This window comes from Streptomyces sp. NPDC001902, assembly GCF_042891295.1.
Taxonomy (GTDB): domain Bacteria; phylum Actinomycetota; class Actinomycetes; order Streptomycetales; family Streptomycetaceae; genus Actinacidiphila.
In genome coordinates, this window is record NZ_JBIATA010000006.1 from 187,468 (window position 1) to 209,210 (window position 21,743).

13 protein-coding genes are annotated in these 21,743 nt (G+C 74.2%); 7 read left to right on the plus strand and 6 right to left on the minus strand.

Features of this window, described 5'->3' with window-relative positions:
- Positions 1-2 precede the first annotated feature (2 nt).
- Complete coding sequence (locus tag ACFYYN_RS13365; RefSeq protein ID WP_500545847.1) at positions 3-1,457, minus strand: dihydrolipoyl dehydrogenase family protein; 1,455 nt, start codon at positions 1,455-1,457, stop codon at positions 3-5.
- A 168-nt stretch (positions 1,458-1,625) separates the two neighbouring features.
- Entirely contained in the window at positions 1,626-2,069 is a 444-nt protein-coding gene (locus tag ACFYYN_RS13370) for a VOC family protein (RefSeq protein ID WP_499516117.1), read from the minus strand.
- A gap of 205 nt (positions 2,070-2,274) precedes the next feature.
- On the opposite strand from ACFYYN_RS13370, the gene ACFYYN_RS13375 reads away from it, so the two are divergent.
- The 5 genes from ACFYYN_RS13375 (at position 2,275) to ACFYYN_RS13395 (ending at position 11,345) form a co-directional block, all read left to right on the plus strand.
- Positions 2,275-3,804, plus strand: coding sequence for an MFS transporter (locus ACFYYN_RS13375; protein ID WP_500545848.1), 1,530 nt, complete (start codon positions 2,275-2,277; stop codon positions 3,802-3,804).
- A gap of 40 nt (positions 3,805-3,844) precedes the next feature.
- Positions 3,845-4,606 carry a GNAT family N-acetyltransferase gene (locus ACFYYN_RS13380; RefSeq protein WP_500545953.1) on the plus strand — a complete coding sequence of 254 codons (762 nt, stop codon included), beginning with the start codon at positions 3,845-3,847 and terminating at the stop codon, positions 4,604-4,606.
- A gap of 163 nt (positions 4,607-4,769) precedes the next feature.
- Positions 4,770-8,252 (plus strand): phosphodiester glycosidase family protein, encoded by a 3,483-nt coding sequence (locus ACFYYN_RS13385; protein WP_500545849.1) that lies wholly within the window; start codon positions 4,770-4,772, stop codon positions 8,250-8,252.
- 169 nt (positions 8,253-8,421) lie between these two features.
- On the plus strand, positions 8,422-10,722 hold the full coding sequence (locus ACFYYN_RS13390; protein WP_500545850.1) for a SpoIIE family protein phosphatase: 2,301 nt from the start codon (positions 8,422-8,424) through the stop codon (positions 10,720-10,722).
- A 317-nt stretch (positions 10,723-11,039) separates the two neighbouring features.
- Positions 11,040-11,345: a hypothetical protein gene (locus ACFYYN_RS13395; RefSeq protein WP_500545851.1), complete on the plus strand. Its 306-nt coding sequence runs from the start codon at positions 11,040-11,042 to the stop codon at positions 11,343-11,345.
- Between the two features lie 131 nt (positions 11,346-11,476).
- Here ACFYYN_RS13395 and wrbA read toward each other — a convergent pair whose 3' ends face one another.
- Both wrbA and ACFYYN_RS13405 read right to left on the minus strand, forming a co-directional pair.
- Positions 11,477-12,088, minus strand: a complete 612-nt coding sequence (wrbA, locus tag ACFYYN_RS13400; RefSeq protein ID WP_500545852.1) for an NAD(P)H:quinone oxidoreductase — start codon at positions 12,086-12,088, stop codon at positions 11,477-11,479.
- A gap of 148 nt (positions 12,089-12,236) precedes the next feature.
- Positions 12,237-12,566 carry a hypothetical protein gene (locus tag ACFYYN_RS13405; RefSeq protein ID WP_500545853.1) on the minus strand — a complete coding sequence of 110 codons (330 nt, stop codon included), beginning with the start codon at positions 12,564-12,566 and terminating at the stop codon, positions 12,237-12,239.
- Positions 12,567-12,656: 90 nt separating this feature from the next.
- On the opposite strand from ACFYYN_RS13405, the gene ACFYYN_RS13410 reads away from it, so the two are divergent.
- The gene (locus ACFYYN_RS13410; protein WP_500545855.1) at positions 12,657-14,006 is read left to right on the plus strand and encodes a zinc-binding dehydrogenase; all 1,350 of its coding nucleotides are present in this window, start codon (positions 12,657-12,659) and stop codon (positions 14,004-14,006) included.
- Positions 14,007-14,156: 150 nt separating this feature from the next.
- Positions 14,157-18,653, plus strand: a complete 4,497-nt coding sequence (locus ACFYYN_RS13415) for a S8 family serine peptidase (RefSeq protein WP_500545856.1) — start codon at positions 14,157-14,159, stop codon at positions 18,651-18,653.
- Positions 18,654-19,253: 600 nt separating this feature from the next.
- Here ACFYYN_RS13415 and ACFYYN_RS13420 read toward each other — a convergent pair.
- Positions 19,254-20,276 (minus strand): cytochrome d ubiquinol oxidase subunit II, encoded by a 1,023-nt coding sequence (locus ACFYYN_RS13420; RefSeq protein ID WP_500545857.1) that lies wholly within the window; start codon positions 20,274-20,276, stop codon positions 19,254-19,256.
- On the minus strand, positions 20,276-21,706 hold the full coding sequence (locus tag ACFYYN_RS13425) for a cytochrome ubiquinol oxidase subunit I (RefSeq protein ID WP_500545858.1): 1,431 nt from the start codon (positions 21,704-21,706) through the stop codon (positions 20,276-20,278). Before ACFYYN_RS13425 ends, ACFYYN_RS13420 begins: the two co-directional genes overlap by 1 nt.
- Positions 21,707-21,743: the final 37 nt, after the last annotated feature.

The following is a 21,743-nucleotide window of genomic DNA, read 5'->3' on the forward strand; positions in this document are numbered from 1 at the left end:
CGTCAGGTCGATCGCATGTCCCGGTAGGTCTCCAGGACGCGCAGCCAGACCTCGCTGATCGTCGGGAAGGCGGGGACGGCGTGCCACAGCCGGTCCACCGGGATCTCACCGGCGACGGCGACGGTCGCCGAGTAGAGCAGCTCCTGCACTCCCGGGCCGACGAAGGTGACGCCGACGACCGTGCCGCGGTCCGGGTCGATCAGGACGCGGGCCTTGCCCCGGTAGTCCTCGGCGTACTGCACGGCCCCGGCGAGACGCCCGATGTCGTAGTCCACGACGTCCACCCGGCGACCCGCGGCCTCCGCCTCCCGGGTCGTCAGGCCGACGGAGGCGACCTCCGGGTCGGTGAACACCACCTGCGGCACGGCGTCGTTGTCGGCGGTCGCGACGTGCGCGCCCCACCTGCGGTCGTCCACGGGCTCGCCCTTGGCCCGTGCTCCGATCACCGCTCCCGCGATGCGGGCCTGGTACTTCCCCTGGTGCGTCATCAGGGCGCGGTGGTTGACGTCGCCCGCCGCGTACAGCCAGCCGTCGGCGACGGCCGTCACCCGGAACGTGTCGTCCACGGCCAGCCAGTCGCCGGGGGCCAGGCCGACCGTCTCCAGGCCGATGTCCGCGGTGCGGGGGGCGCGTCCGGTCGCGAAGAGGATCTCGTCGGCCACCAGCGTCCCGCCGTCCGCCAGCGTGACGCGTACGGGACCGTCCGGGCCGTCCTCACGCGCCACGGCGGTCACGGAGGCGCCGAACCGTACGTCCACACCGGCGTCGCGCAGGGCGTCGGCGACCATCTCCCCGGCGAACGGCTCCATGCGGGCGAGCAGTCCGCCGCTCCCCCGGACCAGCACGGTCACCTCGGAACCGAGCGCCCGCCACGCGGTGGCCATCTCGACGGCGACGACGCCGCCCCCGACCACCACCAGACGGCCCGGTACCTCGTGGGCGCTCGTCGCCTCGCGGTTGGTCCACGGACGCACCTCGGCGAGCCCCGGCAGATCCGGGAGCAGCGTCGTGGTCCCGGTGGCGACGACGACGGCGTGCCGTGCGGTCAGGCGGACCGTCCCGCCGTCCGGCGTGTCCACCACGACCTGCCGCGGCCCGTCCAGGCGGCCGTGGCCGCGCACCAGGTCGACGGAGACGGAGTCCAGCCACTCGACCTGGCCGTCGTCCTTCCAGTGGGCGGAGAGCCGGTCGCGGTGGGCGAGGACCGCGGCCACGTCCAGCGGCCCCTCGACCGCGCCCCTCAGGCCGGGTATGCGGCGGGCGTCGGCCCGTGCCACCACGGGCCGCAGCAGCGCCTTGCTCGGTTCGCACGCCCAGTACGAGCACTCGCCGCCGAGCAGTTCGCCCTCCACCAGCACCGTGGCCAGTCCGGCGGCGCTCGTCCGGTCGGCGACGTTCTCGCCGACCGGTCCGCCGCCGATGACGACGACGTCGTACTCCCGGGAGGAACCGCTCATCGCTTGACCCGTCGTTTCGTCGGTCTTCATAACCTGCTTCCAAAGGGGGCCGGAGGGGACCCGGTCACGGGCCCGCGGTGCCGCGGAGGGGGGATCCGCGGCACCGCGGGAGTCCGGGGGCCGGGTGGTCGGGGAAGGTCGGGAGGTCGTCGAGGGGGGTGGTCGGGGTCAGCGCCCCGGCAGACGCTCCGTGACCTCCTGGAGCGCCCAGCCGTTGCCGTCCGGGTCCGCGAAGGTCGCGAAGGAGCCGTAGCTGGCGCGCGCCGGGTGCGGGCCCGCGACCCGGGCGGTCTCGCCGGCGTGGTGGAAGACGCCGCCCGCGTCGTGGAACACCTCGCTGATGTCGACGCCACGTGCCGCCAGTTCGGCGCGGGCCGCCACGATGTCCTCGACGATCAGGTGGAGGCCCTGCACGGAGCCCGGGGCGGCCGTGGTGACGCCGTCACCGAAGAGGATCGAGGCCCCGGATCCCTCCGGGGTGAAGTGGACGACGCGGAAGCCGTCGTCGCCGACGTAATCGACGTCCAGCCGGAAGCCCAGCGCCGCGTAGAAGTCCTTGGCCCGGTCCACATCGGACACGGGCAGCACCACAACCTCGAGCTTCAGGTCCATCGGGTTCTCCCAGTTCTCTAATCGTCACCGCTTTGACTGGTGACGAGCATGGCCCAGCACTTCGTAACCTGTCAAGGCGGTGATGGATGCACGTCCGCCACGGACGCCGGCCCGACACCTTCAGGATATACTTGACCCGTCAAGCACTTGGCAGCCTGCCCGTGGCGCGTCCGCGCCCTCGTCGACATCCGTGAGGAAGACCGAGATGACCACACCGGCTGTGACAACCCCGCGGCAGGAACCCCCGGCGGAACGCGACGCCCGGCGGTGGTGGGCCCTGGGCGTGATCGCGCTGGCGCAGCTCATGGTGGTCCTCGACGCCACGATCGTGAGCATCGCCCTGCCGTCGGCCCAGCGCGACCTCGGGCTCACCGACGGCAGCCGGCAGTGGGTCGTGACCGCCTACACGCTCGCCTTCGGCGGACTGCTGCTCCTCGGCGGACGCATCGCGGACCTCGTGGGCCGCAAGCACGCCTTCACCGCCGGCCTCGTCGGCTTCGCCACCGCCTCCGCGCTCGGCGGCGCCGCCACGGGCCCCGCCATGCTGTTCGCGGCCCGCGCCCTGCAGGGGTGCTTCGCCGCGCTGCTCGCCCCCTCGGCGCTGTCCCTGCTGGCCACGACCTTCACCGACGGCAGGGAACGCGCCAAGGCGTTCGGCATCTTCGGCGCCCTCGCCGGCGCCGGGGGCGGGATGGGCCTGCTCCTGGGCGGCGTCCTGACCCAGTACCTGGACTGGCGCTGGTGCCTGTACGTCAACGTGGCGATCGCCGCCGTCGCCGCGGCCGGCGCGGTCGCCTTCCTCCAGGACCGCGCCGGGCACCGCGCGGTGCGGCTCGACGTCCCCGGGGCCGTCCTCGGCTGCGGCGGTCTGGTCACCGTGGTGTACGCGCTCAGCAGGGCCGAGCCCGACGGCTGGGGGTCGGGCACGGTGGCCGGCCTGCTCGTCGCGGGCACGGCGCTCCTCGCCGGGTTCACCTGGTGGCAGTCCCGCGCCGCCCATCCCCTGCTGCCGCTGCGCATCATCGCGACGCGGGCCCACGGCGGTCCGGTCCTGACCCTGGGACTGGCGATGACGGGGCTGTTCGCGGTGTTCCTCCTGCTCACGTACTACCTGCAGGACATCCTCGGCTACTCGGCCCTCAAGAGCGGCTTCGCCTTCCTCCCGATGTCCGCCGCGATCGTCCTCACCTCCACCCAGGTCTCCGCCCGCCTGCTGCCCCGCGTGGCGCCGCGGACGATGATCGTGCCGGGACTGACCGTCGCCGCGGCCGGCATGTTCACCTTCACCACCCTCGGCACGCACCCGGCCTACGCCACCCACGTCCTGCCGGGCGCCGTGCTGCTCGGGTGCGGCATGGGCCTGGTCTTCATGCCCGTCATGGCCACGGCGACCGCCGGGGTCGCCCCGGGCGACGCGGGCACGGCCTCCGCGGCGGTGAACACCGCGCAGCAGGTGGGCGGTTCCCTGGGCACCGCCCTGCTCAACACCGTCGCCACCACCTCGACGGGCCACTACGTCGCGGCGCGGCTCGCCGCGCACGGCGGGGACCGGGTGACCGCCGCACAGCGGCACGCCATCACCGACGCCGGCGTCGTCCACGGCTTCACCACCGCCTTCGGGTGGGCCGGCGGCCTCACGCTCGCCGGCGCCCTCGTCGCCGCCCTGCTCGTGAACGTCCCCTCGCCGCGCCGCCGCGGGGGCGTCCTCGCGTCCAAGGCCCGGGCGGCGGCGTAGCCGTACGGGCGGGCCGGGTATCCTCCGCGGCGTGACCGAGATGATCAGCCATGCCGCGGTGGACGCCCTGCACGGGGCCATGGAGCGGCTGACGGACCTCCTGCCCGGCGCCTTCACGCGGCGCGGCCCGAAGGGCGGGCGGCTGGTGTGCACCGGCCTGCCGGTCGCCATCCTGAACACGGTGTCCGCGGGTCACGAACGGGACCTGCGGGAGACCGAGGCCCTCGCCGAGGAGCTGTCGGCGACGGGTCTGCCCTGGAGCATCCAGGTCCGCGGCGAGGCCGGCCCGGAACTGACCGCGCTGGCGGCCCGGTTCGGCCGTACGGCCGGCACCACGCTCCCGCTGCTGGCGTGGGACGCCGCGTCGCTCGCCGATCTGCCCGCCGTACCGCCCGGGGGCGGCACGGTGCACAAGCTCACCGGTGCCGAGGCCGGGCGGTACTCCGCCGCGCTCGCGGCGGGGTTCGGCATGCCCGGGGAGGTCGCGGACGCCTTCGCCCTCCCGGCGCTGCTCGACGCCCCCGACATGACCGCGTTCACCCTCGACGTGGACGGCGAGGCCGTCGCGACCGGGTTCAACGTCCTGGCCGGCGACCACGTGGGGCTGTTCAACGGTTCGGTGCCGCCGCGGCACCGGGGCAACGGCCACTACCGCGCGCTGGTGACGGCCCGGCTCCACGACGCCGTCGCGTCGGGGGCGCGCCACGCGTTCACGCAGAACTCCCCCATGTCCCGCCCCCTGTACGAATCCCTGGGCTTCCGGCTAGTGGAGACCTGGACGTACCTCACCCCCGCGGGCTGATCCCTCGGCCGGCACCCAAGGGCGTCGCCGCAGCTCACAGGGCCGGCGGTGACGGATGTTCACCTTGCGCATCCCGGATGACCACCCGTTTATCGGCACTGCGACACCGACGGCACATCAACTGAACGGCGACCACCGCCCCAACAGGGAAAGAAGTCAGCAAGTGCCGTTCCCCCTCCAGCCCGCCGTCCCGAGCCCGCGTTCCGCGGCACGACGTGGTGCCGCCGTGCTCGCCCTGGCCACCGCGCTCAGCATCGGCGCCGGCATGATGACGACCGCCCAGGCGTTCGCGCCCGAACAGCTCGTGTCGGCGCCCGCGGGCGCGACGGAGCCGGGCAGCTCCGGCCACGGACTCATCCCGAGCACCCCCGGCGAGTCGATCGTCACCCGTGAGACCCGTACGCCGATCGCGCCCGGGCTGAACCTGACCCGCTTCGACCGTTTCGAGACCGACGGCTGGGTCCGGGGGCAGGTGCTCGTCGCGGACCTCGCCGAGGACCGGCTCAGCGTGGACCACATATCCTCCGGCACGGTCACCGGGAAGTCCCGGGTGACCGAGCAGGCCCGGCGCACCGGCGCCGTCGCCGCAGTCAACGGCGACTACTTCGACATGAACGACACCGAGGCCCCGGTCGGCGCGGCGGTGTCGCGCAAGGACGGCCTGGTCAACTCGCCCACCGAGGGCCGCAACCAGACCGTCGCCATCGGCGCGGACGGTCTCGGCCGGCTCGCCCAGGTGTTCCTGGAGGGCGACGTCACGGTCGGCGGGACGGAGCACCTGAAGCTGTCCGGGGTCAACTCCCCCGTCCTGGCGGCCGGCGGGATCGGGCTCTTCACCGACCAGTGGGGGGTCTCCCCGCGCACCAAGCCGGTCAGCGGTGCGGACCGGGTCACCGAGGTCCGGCTGCGCGACGGCAAGGTCACCGAGGTGCGCGCCTCCGTCGGCAGCGGCCCGATCCCCGCGGGCACCAGCGTGCTGCTCGGCCGGGAGGCGGGCGCCGACGCGCTCGCCGGGCTCGCGCCGGGCGACGCCGTCACCGTCGCCTACAAGCCGCGCGCCGACTTCGGCGACGTCGCGGTCGCGGTGGGCGGCGGCCAGGTCCTCGTCGCGGACGGCACGGTCAAGCACCACACGGACGGCGACACCGTCACCGCCACCTCCCGCACCAGCGTCGGCTTCTCCGCCGACGGCCGCACCATGTACCTGGTCGCCATCGACGGCAAGCAGACCGACAGCCGCGGCATGGACCTCAACGAGCTCGGCGCCTTCATGAAGGCCCTCGGCGCCCGGAACGCCCTGAACATGGACGGCGGCGGTTCCACCACCATGGCCGCCCGGCTGCCGGGCGAGAGCACGACGGGCCTGGTCAACAGCCCGTCGGACGGTTCGGAGCGGCAGGTCGCCAACGGCCTGGGCCTGTTCGCCGCGCCCGGCTCGGGCGCCGTCCGCGGCTTCCGCGTGCGGCCCGCGCTCACCGCGGACGGTTCGGAGAAGGTCTTCCCCGGGCTGCACCGCACCGTGCGGGCGCTCGCCCACGACGAGACGTACGCGCCGGTGCCGGCCGGACGGGTGCGGTGGCAGGGCGACGGCAGGGTGACCGTCCGCTCCGGGCACGACGGATCCGCCGTCGTCACCGGCAGGCGCTCGGGCACCGCCCGGGTGGAGGCCTCCTCCGGTCACCGCGCCACGGGTTCGGCGGAGCTGACCGTGCTCGCTCCCGCGGTGCGGATCGCCCCGGGCAGCAGCCTGGTGGCCCTCGACGGCCTGGACGACACCGCCCGGCTGACCGTCACCGGTTACGACGCGCTCGGCGACTCCGCCCCGATCGACGCGTCCGACGTCAAGGTCACCGGCGGCGACGGGGTCGTCTCGGTGCTGCCCGCGCACGACGCGACCTTCACCGTGCGCGGCCTGACCGACGGCGCGTCCACCACCCTGCACCTGACGGTCGGGAAGCTGACCACCGACGTCGCCGTCACCGTGGGCCTGGCCGAGAAGCCGTTCGCGGACCTGTCGGACGCCGCCTCCTGGACCTCCGCGAACGACCGGGCTCCCGGCGGCTCCGTCACCCCTGCCGAGGGCCACGACGGCGCCCCCGGCCTGAAGCTGACGTACGACTTCACCCGGTCGACGGCCACCCGCGGCCAGTACGCCGTGCCGCCGCAGCAGATCCAGCTGCCCGGCCAGCCGCAGGCCGTCACCCTGTGGATCAACGGCGACGGCAACGGCGAGTGGCCGCGCCTGCAGTACCGCACGGCCGCCGGTGTGACCGCCAACCTGGACGGCCCCACCATCACCTGGACCGGCTGGCGCAAGGTCGAGTTCCCCGTGCCCGTAGGCACCCCCTACCCGCTGACGTTCCAGCGCGTCCGGCTGCTGGAGACCAGCGCCGCCCGCTCCTACACCGGCGAGGTCACCGTCAGCGACCTGCGGGTCAAGGTCGCCCCCGACGTGGAGCTGCCGGTGCGGCCGAAGGTCGAGGACCCGGTGGTCGTGACCAACGGCACCGTCGACGGCCGTCCGCTGCGCGTGGCCGTCATGTCCGACGCCCAGTTCGTCGCCCGTGACCCCGGCAGCCCGCTGGTCGCCGCGGCCCGCCGGACCCTGGAGGAGATCGCCGCGGCCGAGCCCGATCTGCTGGTGATCAACGGCGACCTCGTCGACGAGGGCTCCCCGGCCGACTTCGCGCTCGCCCGCACGCTGCTCGACGAGTTCGACGCCCGTACCGAGGGCACCGTCCCGTGGCACTACGTGCCGGGCAACCACGAGGTGATGGGCCCCGGGAACACCTCCAACTTCAAGGCCGCCTTCGGTGACACGACGTCGGTCTTCGACGTCGAGGGCACCCGCTTCATCACCCTGGACTCCTCCAGCGGCACCCTGCGCGGCGGCGGCTTCGCCCAGCTCCAGATGCTGCACGACCAGCTCCGCGACGCGGCCGCCGACCGTTCCGTGAGCGGTGTCGTGGTGTTCGAGCACCACCCGACCGAGGACCCGCTGCCGGACAAGGCCAGCCAGCTCGGGGACCGCAAGGAGGCCGCCCTGGTCGAGCAGTGGCTCGCGGACTTCCGGGCCGAGGGCCACAAGTCCGCCGCGTTCGTCGCCGGCCACGTCGGCGCCTTCTCCGCGACGCGGATCGACGGCGTCCCGTACCTGGTGAACGGCAACTCCGGCAAGAATCCGGCGAGCACGCCCGACAACGGTGGCTTCACCGGCTGGACGATGCTGGGCATCGACCCGCGCCACGGCCGGGTCGCCGACCCCTTCGACGTCCCCTCCGGTGACTCCGGGACCTGGCTGCGCGCCGAGGTGCACGCCCGCACCGACGCGGTGGACATGGTCGCCCCGGCCACGCTCACCGTCGGCGGCGTGGGCCACGCCTCGGCGACGGTCACCCAGGACGGCACCCGTACCGTCCCGGTGGCCTGGCCGGTCGGCGCCGCATGGGCCGGCAGCCGCGTCGACGTGGCGGGCGCCGACGGCGACGGCCACGGGCACGGGCACGGGCACCACGACGGGGCGCCCGTCATCGCCTACGACCCGGCCACCTCGACGGTCAAGGGACTGCGCACCGGCACCGCGGTGCTCCGCGTGACCGTCAACGGCGTGACCACCGAGCGCACGATCACGGTACGCCGCGGCTGAGCGCCGGCACCCGGCCCTTCCGGGCGCGTCCCGTACCGGGGAGCGCCGCCCGGAAGGGCCGTGCCGTGTCCGGCGGCGGTACGGGCTGAGCCGATCGGCGGAGCTGTCGCGTGGGCGGGCCTGCGGCCGGGACGGGACGGGCAGGCATGGAGCCGGAGGTGCGTGGTCCATGCCCAGCGGTGACGTGCTGCTCCTCGTCGACGAGGACGGCCGGGTGGTCGAGTGGGGACGTCCGGCCGAGGAGCTGTTCGGGTGCGCCGCCGAGGAGGCCGTCGGCAGGTCCCTGGGCGCGCTCCTGCACGGGATCGCCGCGGACGCCGGACGTCCGCGCGCCGGGTTTCCCGGCGGCGTCCCGGTACGGGTCGAGCCGGTGCTGCGCGGCACCTCGGTGCTGTGGCGGGTGCGCGCGCCGGTGGACACGGCACTGTCGGAACAGGACGTGGCGATCCTGAAGGCCGTCTTCACCGACTCCCCCATGGAACTCCTCGTCCTCGACCGGCGGTTGCGCGTGATCCGGATGAGCGCCGGCGTCACCGCGGCGGGTGGCGCGCGGGCGGGGAACCCGCTGGGCCGGCACTTCACCGAGGTGTACGGCCTCGCCGGCCCCGAGGTGGAGGCGGACGTGGCGCGGCAGGTCCTGGAGAGCGGGGAACCGGTCTTGAACCGGCTCGCCCACGGCCCCGGGTCACCGGACCGGCGCGGGTGCCGCATGCGCTCCGTCTGCTACTTCCGCCTGGAGGACTCCCGGGGCGACGTGCTCGGGCTGGTGGCGTCCGCGGTCGACGTCACCGACCGGGAGAAGGCACGGGGCCGCCTGGACCTTCTGGAACAGGTGCGCGCACAGGTGGGGCACGTGCCCAACGTGGGCCTCGTCTCGCGGGAACTGGTGGACGCGGTCGTGCCCGTCTTCGCCGACACGGCCGTCGTCGAGATGGTCGACGAGGTCGTCCGCGGGGAGGAACCGCCCAAGGTGCCGGTGCACCAGGACGTTCCCCTGCGTCGGGCCGCGTTCCGGGGCCGCCTGTCGGCGTACCCGGTCGGAGAGGTGCGTCCCCTCCCGCCCGGCACCCCGTTCACGGACGCCCTGTCCGACGCCAGGGCCCGCTTGGTGCCGATCGACGAGCACACCCCGTGGCTGCCCACCGACCCGGCCCGGACGGACGCCATCCTGGGAGCCGGCGCCCACTCCCTGATCGTGGCCCCGCTGACGCTGCGCGACCAGGCCCTGGGCGTGGTCAGCTTCTACCGCGAACAGGACCGGGAGCCCTTCGACGAGGACGACCTGGCGGTGGCCTCCGCCGTGTGCGCGCACGCCGCCCTCTCCATCGAGAACGCCCGGCAGTACATGCGCGAGTGGATCATCGCCTCGACCCTCCAGCGCCGGTTGCTCCCTGGACAGCCCGCGGGACGGCCCACCGTGGAGGTCGCCCGGCTGCACCAGCCCGGTGTGGAGGGCGGCGGCGCGTGGTCCGACGCGATCCCGCTGCCCGGCGCACGGACCGCGCTGGTCGTCGGGGACGTGGCCGGGCGGGGGATCGTCGCGGCCATCACGATGGGGCTGGTCCGGACGGCCCTCCACACCCTCGCCGCCCTGGACCTGCCCCCGGACGAGCTGCTGGCCCGGCTGAGCGAGACCGCCTCCCGCCTCGCCGCGGCGTCCGCCGCACTGCCGCAACTGGACTTCGAGCCGATCGACATCGGCTGCGCCATCGCGGTGTACGACCCGGTGGAACTCACCTGCACCGTCGCCCTGGCAGGCCTGCCGGAGCCGGTCGTCGTCCTCCCCGACGGCACCTCGGCCACCCTGGCCGTCCCCGCGGGTCCCCTGCTCAGCGGACAGGACAACGCCCCATTCCCCGCGACCACCGTCGGCCTCCCTCCGGGAAGCACCCTGGCCATGGCGACGACCTCGTTCGCGGAGCGGGTCCTGGCGCCGTCCGCGCCGCTGCGGCCGCTGCTGGACGGCGCGGGCGCCCGGCCCCTGCCGGAGGTGCGCGACGCCATCGGGTCGGCGTCCACCGGCTCGGACGCGGGCGAAGAGTCGGTGCTGCTGCTCGCCCGTACGCGGGCGCTGCCCGCGGACCGGGTGCTGACCTGCGCGCTGCCGCCCGGCGCCGAGGCCGCACCGATCGCCCGCGCGGCGGCCCGCCGGCAGCTGGCGGCCTGGGGCGTGGCGGAGGAGACGGCGTTCACCACCGAACTCATCGTCAGCGAGTTCGTCGGCAACGCGGTGCGGTACGGCACTCCACCCCTGCGCCTGCGCCTGGTCCTCGAGCAGATGCTGACCTGCGAGGTCAGCGACACCGGCCCCGGCGCCCCGCACGTGAAGCACGCGCGCACCGTCGACGAGAACGGCCGGGGGCTGTTCATCATCGCGGGCCTCGCCGACCAGTGGGGCGTCCGCTACCGGGCCCAGGGCAAGACGGTGTGGGCCCAGCAGCCGGTCGGAACACCCACGGACGGCCGCTGAGTCCGCCGGACCCCCGTCACCCCTGCCCGGGCCGCGGCTCGTGGTGGTCGAGGGCGGCACCCACATGGACTTCTACGACGTGCCGAAGTACGTCGACCGCGCGCTCGACGAGGCCGTTTTCCCTTCTTCCGGGAGCACCTGTCCGGTCCCGGAACGGCGCGGGACTGAGGCCCCTCCGGACGGCGGCGGGGCATTCCCCGGAGGGGGGGACTTTGTCCCCTTTTCACCGGGCTTCCGCCGTGTCACCGTGAAGTCTCGTCGCCCAGCGGCGGCGCATGCCGACGAACCTCAGCAGCCGAGGAGCAGGGAAACCCGCCATGTCCAGCACCGGAGACCGTCACGGGGGGACCGCCGACGTCGGTGGGGACGGCGGCTGCGCGGGCCAGGACCGGTGGTTCGTGGGCTTCCGCTTCCGTACGCCCCGGGGCTCCGTCGGCAGGCAGTTCTTCGTGGTCGGCGAGGCGGACGACGCCGAGGACGCGGTGGCGATCGCGCTGGGGCGGGCCTCGCTCCCCCGGTCCCGCGCTGCGCGTGAGGACGACGCCGAGATCGACGGTGTCGAGGTGCGCCGCCTGCGGTGGGATCCGCTGGGCTGGGTGTACCTCAGCAATCCCTGCTCCTGAAGCGGCGGGGGGTATCCGGGGTACGGGTACGGGTCGGCGGCGCCTCCGGCACGACAGGAGGAGGCGCCGCCGAGTGGATGGACGGCGCACCCGTGAACGTCCGTCTCAGCGGGTGCGCCGTCGGCTCGGGGTCAGCCCGCGAGGCCGCGGTTCAGCGCGGCGGTGAGCTTGATGACGCGCTCGGTCTGGATGCGGGCGGCGGTGCGGGTGGTGTCGTTGACGGGGTTGTTGCCCTGGGCGTCCACGTGGGAGGTGCCGTAGGGGTTGCCGTCGATGAACTTGGCGGGGTCGGTGTAACCGGGGGTCACGACGATGCCGCCGAAGTGGTGGATGGAGTTGTACAGGGCGAGGAGGGTCGACTCCTGGCCGCCGTGGGAGGTGGCGGTGGAGACGAAGCCGCTGTAGACCTTGTCGGCCAGCTTGCCCTGCGCCCACAGGCCACCGAGGGTGTCGATGAACTGCTTGAGCTGCGAGGACATGTTGCCGAAGCGGGTGGGGGTGCCGAAGATCACGGCGTCGGCCCACTCGACGTCGGCGGGGGTGGCCACGGGGACGTCGGCGGTGGCGGCGTGGTTGGCGGCCCAGGCGGGGTTGGAGTCGATCGCCGCCTGCGGGGCGAGCTCCGCGGCCTTGAGCAGGCGGACCTCGGCGCCGGCCTTCTCCGCGGTCTCGGCCATCTCCTTCGCGATCTCGGTGATGGTGCCGGTGGAGGAGTAGTAGACGATCGCGAGCTTGATCGACAAGGTGGTTCCTTTCAGGGAGGACCTTCCCCGCGATTCGGGGTTGCGTGGTCCAGGGACACCGCGGCCCGTGGGGGCGGGCCGCGCTTCACTGGTTGAAGAATAAACAACATTGGGGCACCCCTGTCCACCGGCCCTCGTGCGACGAATGTCACGCCGCCCGGTCCCCCGCCCCGCGGCCGCCCGCCATGCTCCGCGCGGTACGGGCGAAGGCGGCGACCTCCGGGCGCCCGGCCTGCCGGGGCCAGGCCGGCGCCAGCGTCATCGCGGGCAGGTCTGCGACCGCGACCACGTCCCGGGTCAGACGGTCCGCGGCGGCCGAGCCGACGACGGTGACCAGCCGGCCCAGCGCCACCCGGTCGACGATCTCGTCGAGACCCACCGGCAGGCACTCCTCCCGGAAGGCGGGATCCTCGCGCACCTCGGCGGTGGTCACCTCACCGCGGGCGGCGAGCCGGTGCCCGCGCGGCAGCAGCGCCACGGGCCGTTCCTCCGGTCGCGCAGGGCGCCGACCCGGTCGTAGGTGAAGACGAGCTCCGGGGCGGCGCCGACGCGGTGCTCGACACCGCCGGTGGCGGCACCCCCGCCGCGACGGCGGACGCCGCCCGTACGGAGGCCCGGGTGGCCTCCGTCGCGGAGACCGGGCTGCCGGGGGGTCGTACCGGTCTTCTGCCGCCTCGACCGGGCGGACCTCGCCGCGCTGGTGGTGCTCGCCGAGGCCGGGAGGCTGTCCGTGCGGGTCGCCGCCTCCTACCCGCTGGAACGCGCGGCCGACGCCCAGCGCCTGCTGGCCGCGGGCGGCTCCCGGGGCAAGGTGGTCGTCGCCGTCACCCGACCCACGGCTTTGAAGTTGCCGCCCGTTCTTGGTTCGATCTCGTCGGCGACGTGGACGGCAGGAATGGATGCTCTCGTGGAGAATGACGCACCGCTCGCGTGGGTCGGGGTGGACACGGTGGCGGAGCGGGCCTACCGCCTCCTGCTGTCCCGCGACAGCACGACCGTCGACGACGTGGTCGCCGCCCTCGGCGTGACGGCGGACGAGGGGCTGGCGGTCCTCGAGCAGCTCCACCACGCGGGGCTGATGAGCCGCCGCTCCTCGGGCGAGTTCTTCACGGTGGACCCCCGGCACGCGCTGCACGCGCTCGTCGAGTCGCGCGAGCGCCAACTGGCCGCGGTGCGCGAGGCGGCCGGCCCGCTCGGGGTACTCTTCGACGCGGCCAGGAGGGCCAGGGACGGCGGTCCCGGCACCGCCGTGATCAGCGGCCTGGAGGCCGTCGGGGACCGCTACTACCGGCTCAAGCAGACCGCGCGGACCGAGCTGTGCGCCCTGGACCGCCCACCGTTCCTGCTCGCCCCGAACGAGCCGCTCGACGAGGCGGCGGTACGGCGGGGCGTGCGGGTGCGGGCGGTCTACGCCGCCGCCAGCTTCGAGGCCGACGGCGGGTGGCAGGAGCTGGGCAGCCTCGTGTCGCGCGGGGAGGAGGCCAGGGTCGTGCCGGCGCTGCCGATCAAGCTGGCGATGGCCGACCGGTCGGCCGCGATGGTGTCGCTGAGCCTGTCGGTCGGGAGCGCCGAGTACCTCTACACCGAATCCCCGCCCCTGCTGGAGGCTTTGGGTGAATTCTTCGAGAAGTACTGGGCCTCCGCCTCCCCGTTGACCGGTGAGCCGGGATCCGGCACCCTGCCGACGGCGGGCCCGGGGGATCCGGCGGACGCAGCGGACGGGTCCCGCAGGCCGACCGACGAGGAACGGAACCTGCTCGCGCTCTTCGCGGCCGGCGTCAAGGACGAGGCGATCGCCCGCCAGCTGGGCATGTCGCCCCGGACGCTGCGCCGCAGGATCCAGGACCTGTTCACCGAACTCGGCGCCACCAACCGGTTCGGCGCGGGCGTCGCCGCGGCCCGCCGCAACTGGATCTGACCGGAAGGCGGTGGCCCCTTCTGGCCACTGGCCGGTTTCGGCAGCGCAGGACGTTGGTCACCAAAGGATCACCCGGCTAGAACTTGTGTGCGCCCGCACGGCGTTCCATCCGGCCGGGCTGTCCGGCCACCCCCTGATGAAGGAGCTTTGGTGGCACCACCTGCCCATCCGCCTGCGCGCCGGTCGGCGATACCGCGGTCACTCGCGGCCCTCGTCGCCGGCGTCAGCCTGACGGTCCTCACCGCGGCCGCCCCGGCACCGGCCGTCGCGGCCCCGGTCCCCACGCCACCCGCCGTCCCGGCGCCGTTCGCCGCGCACGACCCGGGGAACGGCGAACCGCCGTCCGCCGGGCGGTACATCGTCACCCTGCGCGAACCGGCCGCGGCGACGTACACCGGCGGCGTGGCCGGCAAGGCCCGCACGGCCCCCCGCGAGGGCGAAGGCCTGAAGGCCGGCTCCGCCCCCGTCCGCGCCTACCGCACCTACCTGCGCGAGCGTCAGGACGACGCGGCCAAGACGGTCGGCGCCCGCGTGATCTCCTCGTACTCCGCCGCGCTCAACGGCTTCACGGCCGAGCTCCAGCCGCGGCAGGTCGAGGAGTTGCGCGCCGACCCCACGGTGGTGTCGGTCGTCAAGGACGACCTGCGCAAGCCGCTGGCCGCCGTCAACTCGACGGACTACCTGGGCCTCAGCGGCAAGAGCGGGGTGTGGGCCGCCAACGGTGGCGTCGCAGGTGCCGGCAAGGGCGTGGTCGTCGGTGTCGTCGACACCGGCATCGCCCCGGAGAACCCCTCGTTCGCCGGTGCGCCGCTCGGTACCGCGCCCGGTCAGGAGCCGTACCTGGACGGCTCCGTGGTCACCTTCCGCAAGGCGGACGGCGGGACCTTCACCGGCACCTGCACCGCGGGCGTCCAGTTCACCGCCGCGGACTGCTCCACCAAGCTGGTGTCCGCGCGCTACTTCGTCGACAACTTCGGCGCCACCCACATCGGCGGCCCCTCGGTCGGCGAGTACCTGTCGCCGCGGGACGGCGAGGCGCACGGTTCGCACACCGCCAGCACGGCGGCGGGTGCCAACGGCGTCGCCGCCGACCTCGGCGGCGTGCCGATGGGCCCGATCTCCGGTGTCGCGCCGGCCGCCAAGGTCGCGGCCTACAAGGCCTGCTGGAGCGGTCCCGACGCGAAGGACACCACGGACGACGGCTGCGCCACCGGTGACCTGCTGGCCGCGATCGACGCGGCCGTCGCCGACAACGTCGACGTGATCAACTACTCCATCGGCTCGGCCGGCGGCGCCCTCACCACCGACTCGGTCGTGGACGAGGCGTTCCGCAACGCCGCCGCGAGCGGCATCTTCGTCGCCACCGCCGGCGGCAACTCCGGCCCCGGCGACAGCACCGTCGACAACGCCTCGCCGTGGATCACCACCGCGGCGGCGAGCACCATGCCGACCCGCGAGGCCACGGTGGAGCTCGGCGACGGCCAGAACGTGCTCGGCGCGTCCGTCTCGCTCCCGGCGGACGGCCGCAAGGTGACCGGCCCGCTGGTCGCCGCCTCGGGCGCCGGGACCGCGATCTCCGTCCGGCCGCAGCTGTGCGGTCCCGACAGCCTGGACGGTGCCAAGGTCAAGGGCGCGATCGTGCTCTGCGAGCGCGGTACGTACGACCGGGCGGCCAAGTCGGCCGAGGTGAAGCGCGCGGGCGGCATCGGGATGGTCCTGGTGAACCCCTCGCCGGACTCGACGGACCTCGACACCCACGCCGTCCCGACGGTCGCCGTCGACGCGGACGGCTACGACGCGCTGGTCTCGTACGCCGCCACCGACGCGCCCACGGCGACCCTGGTGGACGGCAACCCGCACCGGCTGGCGTCGGCGGCGGTCCCGCAGATCGCCGGGTTCTCCTCGCGCGGCCCGGTCCAGGCCGACGGCGGCGACCTGATCAAGCCCGACCTGGCGGCACCGGGTGTGGCCGTCCTCGCCGACGCCGCCAATGCCGCCGGTGGGCGGCCGAGCTTCACCTTCATGTCGGGCACCTCGATGGCGTCCCCGCACGTGGCCGGTCTCGGCGCGCTCTACCTCGGCCTGCACCCGCAGGCGACCCCGGCCGAGATCAAGTCCGCGCTGATGACCACCACCCGGCCCACCGTGACGGGCGCGGGGGATGCGTCGGAGGACGTCTTCGCCCAGGGCAACGGCCAGGTGGACGCGACCCGTTACCTGCACCCCGGGCTGCTGTACCTGAACGGTCCCGACGACTGGGCGCGGTACGTCGCCGCCGTCAAGGGCGACCGCACGGCGCCCGCGCCGTCCGACCTCAACCTGGCGTCGATCGGCGTCGGTTCGCTGGCCGGCCGGCAGACCGTGACCCGCACCGTGACGTCGACGGGGGCCGGCACCTTCACCGCCGACCCCGTGCGGATCCCGGGCGTGGACACCGTCGTCGAGCCGCGGTCCCTGACCTTCACCGGGGCGGGGCAGTCCAGGACGTTCAAGGTGACGTTCACGCGGACCACCGCGCCGTTGGGCGAGTACGCCACGGGGTACCTGACCTGGCGCGCCGGTGAGCAGAGCGTGCGCAGCGCGCTCGCCGTACGACCGGTGACCCTGGTGGCGCCCACGGCGGTCGCCGCTTCGGGCGGCACCGGCCGGACCACCGTGACCCTCAAGGGCGGCGAGGACCGCGACGTGCCGCTGGACCTCACCGGGCTCTCCCGCGGCCTGCGGGTCCAGGACTCGGGAACGGTCGGCGGACCCGCGCGGACCCACGTCGTGGAGGTGCCGGCCGGGACGGAGCACGCCCGCTTCGCCCTCGACGCCGCCGACGACTCGGCCGACCTGGACCTGTCGGTGTACCGGCTCAACGAGTACGGCGACACGGCGCTGGTCGACCGGGCGGCCACCGAGTCCGCCGACGAGCAGCTCGACCTGGAGGACCCCGAGCCCGGTCTGTACGAGGTCGAGGTGGACTTCTTCGCCGGGTCCGGACCGCTCGACTTCACGGTGACCAGTTTCGCCCTGGGCGACGAGGGCGCCGAGGGCTCGTTCACCGCGCAGCCCGCCACGGCGGCCCTGCACGCGGGCGGCACCACCCCGGTCACCCTGTCCTGGAAGGGCCTGCGGGCCGGAGCGGTGTACCTCGGCCGCGTCACGTACGGCGACACCGGACGGACCACCTACGTGACCGTCACCGGTGACCCGCGCACCGGCCCGCCCGGCGGTTCCCCCGGCGCCCGGCCCACGGTCGCCGTCAAGCCCGCCTACGCCGTGCCGGGCCAGTCCGCCGTCGTCGTGGCGAAGGACCTGACCCCGGCCGTCGACTTCCAGATCCGGGTGAAGGGCACCAACCGGGTGCTGGCGACCGGACGCACCACCGACGACGGCGGCGTGGGCCGTCTCATCACCCTCCCGGGCGACATCGCCACCGGGAAGCAGACCCTGGAGGTCAGGTACGGCGGCCGGAGCGCGGGCGGTTCCTTCACCGTCGCCAAGCTGGTCCTGGGCGACGCCGAGCACTCCGACGCCCACGCCTTCGACGGCAACCCGCTGGCCGCGATGACCACGGCCGTCAAGGGCAAGGGCACGGTGCGCATCACCGTCCGCGGCGCCTCCGGCACCTACCTGGACCGGACGCTCGCCGTCGACGCGGGCGAACTGCCCTGGTACGCCTGGAAGTCCGACCCGGTCGAGACCAGGCCGGGGAAGCTCACCGCCACCCTCGCCGTGGTTGAAGGCCACGGCCGCACCGGGCAGACCAAGTCGGTGACCTGGACGCCCACCGCCGTCAAGGCGAGCACCGCGTCCATCACCGAGGACCGCGCCACGGCGCACACCGCGCAGGTGAGCTACACCAACAATTCGGAGGTGCCGGTCTTCCCGACGCTGCGCTACAAGCTGACCAACGGCGACCTGGTCCTCGCCACCCTGCAGACCGATCCCGAGGACACGTTCACCCGCTCCTACGACACGACCGGGGTGGACCGCCTCGACCTCGTGCTCGACGGGACGACCGTGGCCACGTACCGGAACAAGGACCGTGCCGGGCGCACCGGCCGGCCCGCGATGGTGGAGCCGTTCCACGCGACCTTCCGGCGCGGCACCCCGGCGAAGCAGCACGGCGGCCCCGCGCCGCTGAGGATGACCGTGACCAACCGTCCCGCGGCGTACAGCGGGGGATTCGCCCTGACCGTCGGCGAGGGCCCGGAGATCTACGCGGGCAGCTCGCTCCTCCTCGACGAGCGCATCCCCACCACGCGCAGCCCGCAGGAGGGGGCGCCGATCTCCCGGACCGTCACGGTGCCCGCCGGGCGGCCGCTGTGGGCCACCGCGTACTACGAGATCCAGGGCCCGATCTTCCAGGCCCTGGCGGTGCGGCGGATCCTCGTGTCGCCGGTGGACGCGGACGACCTCGAACCGGTGCGCGGCTCCGGGTCCCGGTCGCCGTTCGTGGTCGACACCATGCCCAGGGAGGCGGCCGCCGGTTCCGCGGCGTCGGTCACCGCGGCGGGCCTGTCGCCGCGTGAACGGTTCACCGTGCGGCTCGACGGCCGGGTCGTCGGCTCCGGCCGCGCGACGGCCGCGGGCTTCGCCCACGCGTTCGTCACGGTCCCGCACGGCCGCGGACGGACGCTGACGGTACGGGTGACCTGAACCGGCGCGGGCCGTTCGGGCGAGACCGTGCTCGGCGTCTCCGGCTGACCGGTGGGCCCGGCCGGCGTGCCCTCCGCAGGGGGTACGCCGGCCGGGCCGCGGTCATCACCGGATGCGTTCCCGCCGACCGGATCACCGGTACGGCCATGCCCGGGGACACCGGAACACGGGGCGCGCGGTCCCGGCGAGCGGGAGCCGGCACCCCGACAGCGCCGCACCGCCCAGGCGCGGGTGGGCGCCGTCCGGAACGAGGGCGACCACGTCATCATGTGGGCCGGCACGTCCGGTGCCGTCACCCTGCCCGCGCCCCTGGACGCCCGCTCCACCGCCACCCACGCGCCGCGCGTCGGCCTCGGCACCTTCCTCTCCGGCAGCGTGCTGGCGCCGATGGGGCGTTCGGCCCGGGACTCGCCCCTCGGTGACGGCATGACGGCCGGAACCCGCGCCACGGTGCCCGCGCCCTCGGTCCGCCCGTCGGGGTCACGGAACTGCCCGGTGCGACCCCGGCGAGACATGATCTCCCCGTCCGCGCGAGCCCGGGCCCGCCGGTGCCCCGGCGCGCGATCGCCTCCCGTTCACGAGCACCGGGAGGACGTGCCCTCAGGGCCGCGGCTCGGCCGGTTCCCCTTCCGGCGGTCGCAGAGCGCCCCGGTTGGCGAGCCGGAAGAGGAGCGCGATGGAGGGGAAGATGAGGAGTCCGGCCACGACGGCGACGCCGATCGTCACCGCCAGCGTGGCCTGCGGGGCCGCGGCCTCGCCGATCTCCAGATGGGTGCCGAGGAGGTACGGGTACTGGGCGACGCCCCACCCGAGCACGACCAGGGCGACCGCGGCCGCGGCGAGCCCGCGCAGCAACCTCGTCCGCTCACGCCACACCATGACCATGGTCGCGACCCCGCAGAGCGCCGCCAGCAGCACCAGCGGCAGGGCGCCGTGGCTGAGGCGGCGGAACAGGTGCGGCGAGTCCTGCCGCAGGACGAAGACGCCGGCGATGCTGACGGCCCCGGTCAGCACGGCGGCGCACAGGGCCCTGCTGCGGAAGTGCCGCTGCAGGGTGTGGTCGCGGTGCTGACGGGCCGCCACGTACAGGTAGGCGGCGGCGAGGTAGGCGCAGACGAGGACGGCCAGCACGCCGCCGAGCACCGAGGTGGGGTTCAGCCAGCTCGTGACGGCGTTCCCGTTGCCCGCCGAGGGCACGCGCCCGGAGGCGATGCCCCCGGCGATCGACCCGAAGCAGTACGGGGTCAGGACGGACGACGCGGCGAAGGCGACCCCGTACACCCGCTGCTCGGGGGTGCGCAGCGAGGCCTTGCGGAAGGCGAAGCCGGCGCCGCGCAGCACGATGCCCAGGACGGCGATGCCCAGCGGGACATAGAGGGTCGTGGTGATGGCGGTGAACGCGGCCGGGAACCCCGACCAGAGGAAGACCAGGCAGTAGACGAGCCAGGTGTGGTTGGCCTCCCACACCGGGCCGACGGAGGTGTCGATCAGGTGCCTGGGGCGCCGGCCCCGCTCGGCCCCGCCCGCCGTCAGGTCCCAGAAACCGGCGCCGAAGTCCGCGCCGCCGAAGAGGCAGTACGCGATGACGCCGAGGAAGAGGAAGGCCGCGACGGCTTCCGGCATCACTCCTCCGTCCCGGCTCGCGCGCCGACGGGTTCCGGACCGCTGCGCGGACCGTAGGGGACGTCCACGCTGTCGTCGTCCCCGGCCTGCCAGCGCCGTTTCATCGACAGCAGCACCGTCACCGCGCCGGCGCCCACGGCCGCGTAGATGACGACGACCGACCCGAAGAACGGCCACAGGTTGCCCTGGGTGGTCACCGCGTCGCGGGTGAGGAGGTGGCCGACGACGGTCCACGGCTGGCGGCCCAACTCCGTGACCATCCATCCGGTCTCCAGGCAGGCCACGGCGGCGAGCCCGCTGACCGCGCAGCAGCGCAGGAACCACCGCTGCCGTTCAAGGGAGCGCCGCCGCCACCACAGCCAGAGGAACCACACGACGAGCGCCAGCAGGGCGAAGGACAGCCCGACCATGACGTCGAAGGCGAGGTGGACGGTGCTGACGATCCGGTCCGAGGGGCGTACGTCCGCGGGGATCGCTTCGAGCCCCTGGATCTCGGTGGACGGGTGGAATCCGGCCAGCAGGGAGGCCATGTCCGGTACGGGGAGCCCGTACCGGACCTCGCCGTCGACCAGTACCCCGCCGAGCGTCTCCGGGACGTGCGTGCCGGTCCGCGGCAGCAGCTCGACCGCGGCGAACTTGGCGGGCTCGGCCTGGTACACGTACCGGGCGATGGTGTCGCCCACCACGACCTGCAGGGGCAGCGCGACGGCGGCGGTGACGAAGCCGATGAGGAACCCGGTGCGGTGGTAGCGGGACGTACGGCCCCGCAGCATGCCCACCGCGTAGACGCTCGCCACCGCGAATCCGGCGACGATGTACGCGGCGAGCAGCATGTGGAGGAACTCCCACCGGAACGCCCCGTTGAAGAAGACCTCCGCCGGCCGGACGGCCACGGTCTTCCCGTCGCGCATCGTGAAGCCGCCGGGCTGGTTCATCCAGCTGTTGGCCGCGATGACGGCGGCCGCGCCCCCGATGCTGGAGAGCGCCACCGGTACGCCCGTCCAGAAGTGCGCCCACGGCGACAGCCGGTCCCAGCCGTAGATGTAGAGGGACACGAAGATCGCCTCGAGGAAGAAGAACAGCCCCTCGATGGCGAACGGGAAGCCGAAGGCCGGGCCGTACCCGCGCATCAGGCCCGGCCAGAGGATGCCGAGCTCGAAGGAGAGGACGGTGCCCGTGATCGCCCCCACGGCGAAGAGCACCGCGGCCACCTTCGACCAGCGCCGCGCCAGCAGCATGGCGTCGGCGTCCCCGCGGCGCAGACCGCGGTGGTTCGCGATGAGCATCAGCGTGGTGAGGGCGACACCGAACGGCACCAGGATGATGTGGAAGCCCAGGGTGAAGGCCATCTGCTGACGGGCCGGCAGCAACTGCGCCGGATCACCCGCCGACCCGAGGCCCTGCGCCAGCTCCTGCCAGGCCCCCGTCATCGCCCGCACCGCCGGTCAGCAGGGGGCTTCCGGCCTG